This is a genomic window from Mesorhizobium silamurunense, from assembly GCF_014843825.1.
Taxonomy (GTDB): Bacteria; Pseudomonadota; Alphaproteobacteria; order Rhizobiales; family Rhizobiaceae; genus Mesorhizobium; species Mesorhizobium silamurunense.
This window is the reverse complement of the sequence record NZ_JHQR01000401.1, coordinates 1-5,724: the sequence shown is the minus strand read 5'-3', so window position 1 is coordinate 5,724 and position 5,724 is coordinate 1. Positions and strand designations below refer to the sequence as shown.

The 5,724-nt window shown below is 66.4% G+C and carries 4 protein-coding genes and 1 pseudogene; 3 read left to right on the top strand and 2 right to left on the bottom strand.

Annotated elements, in window-relative coordinates; all coding sequences use genetic code 11:
- The 3 genes from DH10_RS34890 to DH10_RS34880 all read left to right on the top strand — a co-directional run.
- A partial coding sequence (locus DH10_RS34890) for a tetratricopeptide repeat protein (RefSeq protein ID WP_192385883.1) occupies window positions 1–318 on the top strand: 318 nt, incomplete at its 5' end.
- Window positions 319–518: 200 nt separating this feature from the next.
- Window positions 519–1,190: an LON peptidase substrate-binding domain-containing protein gene (locus DH10_RS34885; protein WP_192255406.1), complete on the top strand. Its 672-nt coding sequence runs from the start codon at window positions 519–521 to the stop codon at window positions 1,188–1,190.
- Window positions 1,191–1,220: 30 nt separating this feature from the next.
- Window positions 1,221–1,463, top strand: coding sequence for a Trm112 family protein (locus tag DH10_RS34880; protein WP_192255408.1), 243 nt, complete (start codon window positions 1,221–1,223; stop codon window positions 1,461–1,463).
- Between the two features lie 10 nt (window positions 1,464–1,473).
- Here DH10_RS34880 and DH10_RS34875 read toward each other — a convergent pair whose 3' ends face one another.
- Window positions 1,474–4,809, bottom strand: coding sequence for an error-prone DNA polymerase (locus DH10_RS34875; protein WP_192255410.1), 3,336 nt, complete (start codon window positions 4,807–4,809; stop codon window positions 1,474–1,476).
- Window positions 4,806–5,724: pseudogene (locus tag DH10_RS34870) on the bottom strand (DUF6504 family protein); the annotation flags it as partial. The gene DH10_RS34875 and the pseudogene DH10_RS34870, both read right to left, overlap by 4 nt.

Below are 5,724 nucleotides of genomic sequence, written 5' to 3'. Positions count from 1 at the left end.
CCGGCGCTCGCGGCGCTGCGCGCCAAGATGACACTCGCGGCGGAAGCGGCCGCGCTCGGCAATCCGGCCGAGTTCGAGCGCCGGCTCGCCGCCAATCCGAACGATCATCAGGCGCGGTTCGACCTGGCGATGGTGCAGAATGCGCGCGGCGAGCGGATGCAGGCCGCCGACAATTTGCTGGCCATCGTCAAGGCCGATCGGACGTGGAACGACGACGGCGCCCGGGCGCAGCTGCTGAAGTTCTTCGAGGCGTGGGGGATGACCGACGAGGCGACGCTCGCGGCGCGGCGCAAGCTGTCGTCGCTGTTGTTCTCCTGAGCGTCTTGCCGGCTTTGTTGCCGGCCCCTTTTGCCGGATAAGGGGCTTGCGCAAGGCGGCAACTGCGCCAGATAGGGGCAGTGGCTTGCTCTGCCGGCGAACGGATTGGACAAGCCGGGCTGCGTCAGAGGAGATCGCAGGTTTGACACGCTGGCCGGCGACGCCGCTTCGGAGGGTTGAAGTGCAGGCGGAGGGTTGAAGTGCAGGTCGGAAACGCCCGCTACCGGCTAGCGAAGGATCTGCCGTCGACGATCCCGGTGTTTCCGCTCGCCGGAGCGCTGCTCTTGCCGGGCGGCCGCATGCCGCTCAATATTTTCGAGCCGCGTTACCTGCAGATGATCGACCAGGCGATGGCCGGGTCCCGGCTGATCGGCATGATCCAGCCCAGCCTCGACGGCGCGCTGCGTGACGATGGCGAGCCGGAGCTTTGCAGCGTCGGCTGCGCCGGGCGCATCATCTCGCTTGCCGAGACCGGCGACGGGCGCTACCTGATCTCGCTGCAAGGCGTCTGCCGCTTCCGCGTCACGCAGGAGCTGACGGTCAAGACGCCGTTCCGGCAATGCCGGATCGCGCCCTTCCTTGCCGATCTCGAGGAGGACCAGGCCGCCGCCGAGGTCGACCGGCCGGCGCTGCTCAAGGCGTTTCGCGCCTATCTGCAGGCCAATGACCTCGAGGCCGACTGGGAAAGCGTCAGCCGCGCCGAGAACGCCATGCTGGTCAATGCGCTGTCGATGATGGCGCCCTATGGGCCGGCCGAGAAGCAGGCGTTGCTCGAAGCGGCGGATTTGAAGACGCGCGCCGAGACGCTGATCGCCATCACCGAAATAACGCTGGCGCGCGAGGACGAGGATTTTGGCTCCAGTATACAGTAAGCTGCGCCTGAGGCTGCAGGAGGACAACCGGTGACGGATGGACGTGATGCGCGGAAAGCCACGGTCGACCCAAAGCTGCTGGAACTGCTCGCCTGCCCGCTGACCAAAGGGCCGCTGACCTGGGACGCGGAGCGCAGCGAGCTTGTCTCGCGCGTGGCCAAGCTCGCCTATCCGGTACGCGACGGCATCCCGATCATGCTGCCTTCGGAAGCGCGCACGATCTCGGCCGAAGATGTGCTCACGCCACCGCCACGGCTGAGCGGGCCGTCTTGAACCGACCTCGCTACTGAAAGTTCCTGCCCTTCGGCATGACCTGCTGCGCGCTGCTCGACAGTGTGGCGATGTCCTGCCGGACAGGAAGTCCACGGCTTGCGTGGCGTTCCGACTCATCCGGCCGGGTGTCGCCGACAGACTGATGCTCGATGGCGGGCGGCCGCAAAAGCACGCTCAGCCAGGACGTCAGGTCCTCGATTCTGTCGGCGACGATATGGATGACATCCGATTCCTGCTGCAGCTTGCCGGTGACGCGGATGAAGCGCGCGCCCATCACGACAGAGCGGAAGCGGTCGAAGACGCGCGGCCAGATGATGACATTGGCGATCGCCTTTTCATCCTCCAGCGTGAGGAAGATCGCATTGCCCTTGCCCGGGCGCTGGCGCACCAGCACCAGACCGGCGACGGAGACCAGTCTGCCGTCGCGCACCGACGGCAGGCTGGCATTGGGCGTGATGCCGGCGCGGGTGAGCCGCTCGCGCAGGAAGGCGACCGGGTGTTCCTTCAGCGACAGGCCGAGCGAGCGGTAGTCGTGGACGACATGCTCGCCGAGCGGCATTTTCGGCAGCTTCGTCTCGGGCTCCAGCTCGCGCAGGCTGAGCGACGGCTGGTCGAACAGCGGCAGTTTTTCGGCGGCACTCCTGCCGTCGAGCGCGCGCACTTCCCAGAGCGCCGCGCGGCGGTCGAGGCCGAGCGAGCGAAAGGCGTCGGCCTCGGCGAGCCTTTCAATCTCGCCGACATCGAGGCCGGAGCGCAGCCAGAGGTCCCTGACCGATCGGTAGCCAGCGCCGCGACGGACGACGGCGGCATCCATGCGCTCCTCGGATAACCCCTTGATCTGGCGGAAACCGAGCCGCACGGCATGAGCCGTCTCGATGACGCCGCGCATCGAGGCATGACGTTCGAGGACACGCGAGGGATCGAAGGCGGATTCTTCCAATGCGCAATCCCAGACGGAATGGTTGATGTCGACCTCGCGCACCTCGACGCCATGGTCGCGCGCGTCGCGGACGAGCTGGGCCGGCTGGTAGAACCCCATCGGCTGCGCGTTCAGGATCGCGGCGCAGAAAACGTCGGGATAGAAGGTCTTGAACCAGCAGGAGGCATAGACCAGCAGCGCGAAGGACGCGGCATGGCTTTCGGGAAAGCCATATTCGCCAAAACCTTCGATCTGCTTGAAGCAGCGCTCGGCGAACTCCTTCTCGTAACCCCTGCCGACCATGCCGTCGATCATCCGCTGGCGGTAATTGCCGATCGTGCCGGTGCGCTTGAAGGTCGCCATGGCGCGCCGCAGCTCGTCGGCCTCGCCCGGCCTGAAGCCGCCGGCGACGATGGCGATCTTCATCGCCTGTTCCTGGAACAGCGGCACGCCAAGCGTCTTGCCGAGAATCTCTTCCAGCTCGGGCTTGGGATATTCGGCCTTTTCCTTGCCCTGCCGGCGGCGCAGATAGGGGTGCACCATGTCGCCCTGGATCGGGCCGGGCCGCACGATCGCCACCTCGATGACGAGATCATAGAATTCGCGGGGCTTAAGCCGCGGCAGCATCGACATCTGGGCGCGGGATTCGATCTGGAAGACGCCGAGCGTGTCGGCCCGCTCGATCATGGCGTAGACGCGCCTGTCCTCTTCCGGAAGGGTGGCGAGCACGTAGGGTTGTCCATACCTGTCCCGCGCCTGCGGATAATGATCCGTGAGCAGGGTCAGGGCGCGCTTCAGGCAGGTCAGCATGCCGAGCGCCAGCACGTCCACTTTAAGGATCTTCACCGCGTCGAGATCGTCCTTGTCCCACTCGACCATCTTGCGCTCCTCCATCGCCGTCTTGACGATGGGCACGACCTCGTCGAGCCGGTCCCTGGTGATGACGAAGCCGCCGACATGCTGGGAAAGGTGGCGGGGAAAGCCCATGATCTCGTTGGCGCGCTCCAGCACCTGCCGTGACAGCGGGTCGGTGCGATCAAGGCCGCCGGCATTGGCTTCCCTTTCGCCGAGCTCGGAGGCCGACCAGCCCCAGATGGTGCTCGACAGGGCGCTCCTGACGTCCTCCGAAAGGCCCATGGCCTTCGCCACCTCGCGCAGGGCGGAGCGGCCGCGATAGCTGATGACGGCGGCGGCTAAAGCGGTGCGCTTGGCGCTGTATTTCTCGTAGATATAGGCGATGACTTCGTCACGTCGCTCATGCTCGAAATCGACGTCGATATCGGGCGGTTCATTGCGCTCCTCGGAGATGAAGCGCTCGAACAGCGCATCGATCCGGTCGGGTCCGACCTCGGTGATGCCGATGCAGAAACAGATGACGGAATTGGCGGCGGAGCCGCGGCCCTGGCAAAGGATGTTCTGGCTGCGGGCGAATTTGACGATGTCGTGGACGGTGAGGAAATAGCGCGCGTAGTTCAGGCGCTCGATGAGCGCGAGCTCTTCCTCGATGCGCCGCGTGACGTGGACGGGAACGCCGGCCGGATAGCGTCTTACAGCCCCTTCCCGCGCCAGGCGTTCGAGCTCGGCCTGCGGCCCGAGGCCGGATTCGGTCGGCTCGTCCGGATAATTGTATTCGAGGTCGCTGAGCGAGAAGGTCAACTCATCAGCGAAGCGCAGCGTTTCCGCCAGCGCTTCAGGGTGGCGGCGGAAAAGGCGCGCCATTTCCAGCGGCGGCTTCAGGTGGCGCTCGGCATTGGCCGTGAGCTCCAGCCCGACCTCGGAAACCGGCGTGTTGAGGCGGATCGCGGTGAGCACGTCCTGCAGCGGACGGCGATCGGCGGCATGATAGAGCACGTCGTTGGTCGCCATCAGCGGGACGCCGGCATGTTCGGCCATCGCCGCCGCCTGCTCGATACGGAAGCGGTCGTTGCCGCCGTAGTCCGGCGCCACGGCCAGCCGGAGCGCCGAGCCGAAGCGATCATTAAGCCGGCTAATGAGCGCCAGATTGTCTTCCGCGTCTCCCGACAGGTTGGGCAGCATCGCCAGCGACATCAGATCGCCCCATTCGAGAAGGTCGCCGAGCTCGAGCAGCGTCGCGCCCTTCTCGTTCTCGTCGCGCAGGTTGGCTTGCGTCAGCATGCGGCAGAGGTGTCCCCAGCCCTTGCGGTCGCGGGGATAGGCGAGGATGTCCGGCGTGCCGTCGCGGAAAACCAGGCGGCAGCCGGGATGATAGGCGAGCTTCTCGACCTTGGCCTGCTGCCAGGCGCGCACGACGCCGGCGACCGTGTTCCTGTCGGCAAGGCCGATCGAGGAAAAACCGTAGAATTTCGCCGTCACCACCAGTTCCTCCGGTTTGGAGGCGCCGCGCAGGAAGGAAAAGTTCGACTGGATGCCGAGCTCGGCATAGGGGATGACGGTCAGCGCGTTCATGCGAAGACCCCGTGCATGAACCAGCGCGGCGCGGCTTGCGAGGCGCTGCTATAGAGGCCCTGGCGGTAGAGCCAGTAGCGGCGCCCCTCGCTGTCCTCGATGCGGTAATAGTCGCGGGTCGGCGCCTCCTCCTCGCCGGGCAGCTGCCGCCACCATTCCGCGGCGATGCGCTCCGGCCCTTCGGCGCGGGCGACGCGGTAAAGCGCGCGCCGCCAGCGGAAATTCATCGGCGGGCCCTCGGGGATCTCCGTCGCCGGAACCTCGATCGGCTCGGGCGAGCGGAACAGCCGCACCGGCCGCTCCGGCGGATAGATAAGATGGTCATCGGCGGGGCTGCCCGGTCGGACTGTTTCGGCGGCATGCGCCTTTGCGGCGCTTCCGCGAAGGGAACCGTGGTGACGGCGCGCTCCGGCAGGTGGCTTTCGACGACGACCGGCTTCAGCACGGCGGCCTCGCCGAGGCGGGCGCGGATGCGGTCGGCGAATAAAGCGATGTCGGCATCATCGTCGGCGATCTTGCCGGCAAGGACGCCCTGCAGCATGTCGAAGGCGGCGACCGAAAGCACGGATAGCCGCACGAGGTCGAAGCCGAAGCCGGCATCGATGTTTTGTTCAAGGGCTGCGAGCCGTTCGTGGAACAGTTTTCGGATCAGCTGCGGCTCGCGCATCGGGCGCGAGGTGCCGACCGCGATGCGGCTGACGGCGCCGTCGACGCGGAAGAGGAGAAGGGCGAGCGCCCTGGCACCCTCGCCGCGGCGTTCGAGATCGGCCTTTAGAGCGATGGCAAGCCGGCTCACCAGCCGCTCGATGTCGTCGGTGAGCACGATCGGTTCGGCAAGATGGCGCTCGACCGAGAGCGGCGCCACGGGAAGGCGCGGCGACACGGCCTCGTCGAGACGGCCGAGCGCCTGATCGA